General features: G+C 61.2%; 1 pseudogene. It reads right to left on the reverse strand.

The window, feature by feature from the left end:
- A pseudogene (locus C7534_RS32230) lies at positions 1-1,028 on the reverse strand (bifunctional aconitate hydratase 2/2-methylisocitrate dehydratase); the annotation flags it as partial.

The following is a 1,028-nucleotide window of genomic DNA, read 5'->3' on the forward strand; positions in this document are numbered from 1 at the left end:
TAGGTGCCAGGACGCACACCGGCTACGCCGCAAGCCTTGCCGACCATTTTCTGCGCCAGGGTGTAACCCTTGGTGCTTTCAGCCGGGGCTTCCGGCAGTTTGAACAGGTCGAACGCTGGCAGACCCAGTTCGGCGCGAGCCTTGTCGGTCAGGCCACGGCCGATGATCAGCGGAATACGGCCGCCAGCACGAACTTCGTCCAACAGCACCGGGGTCTTCATTTCGAAGGTGGTCAGGACTTCGTCGGTACCGTGTTTGCAGACTTTGCCCGCATGCGGGTACAGGTCGATCACGTCGCCCATGTGCATGTTCGACACGTCGAATTCGATTGGCAGTGCGCCGGCGTCTTCCATGGTGTTGTAGAAGATCGGAGCGATTTTGCTGCCGAAGCAGAAACCGCCAGCACGCTTGTTCGGCACGTAAGGTACGTCGTCACCGAAGAACCACAATACGGAGTTGGTCGCCGATTTACGCGAGGAACCGGTACCGACCACGTCACCGACGTAGGCGATCGGGAAGCCTTGGCCGCGCATTTCTTCGATCTGCTTCATCGGGCCGGTAACGCCTTGGGCGTCAGGGACGATGCCGTCGCGGGCCATTTTCAGCATGGCCAGGGCGTGCAGCGGGATGTCTGGACGGGACCAGGCATCCGGGGCAGGGGACAGGTCGTCGGTGTTGGTTTCGCCGGTGACCTTGAACACGCGCAGGCTGATCTTGTCGGCCAGGGTCGGGCGGTTCTTGAACCACTCGCCGTCAGCCCAGGACTGCAGCACGCCTTTAGCGTGAACGTTACCGTTCTTGGCGCGCTCAGCGACGTCGTGGAAGGCATCGAACATCAGCAGGGTGTGCTTGAGTTCTTCGGCGGCTACTGGTGCCAGTTCGGCGTCGTCCAGCAGGTTGACCAAAGTGACGATGTTGTAGCCGCCCTGCATGGTGCCGAGCAGTTCAACAGCGCGCTTCTTGTCGATCAGGGGGGATTTGGCTTCGCCTTTGGCGAGGGCGGACAGGAAGCCGGCCTTGACATAGGC

This window comes from Pseudomonas sp. OV226, from assembly GCF_003148705.1.
In the GTDB taxonomy this organism is placed as follows: domain Bacteria; phylum Pseudomonadota; class Gammaproteobacteria; order Pseudomonadales; family Pseudomonadaceae; genus Aquipseudomonas.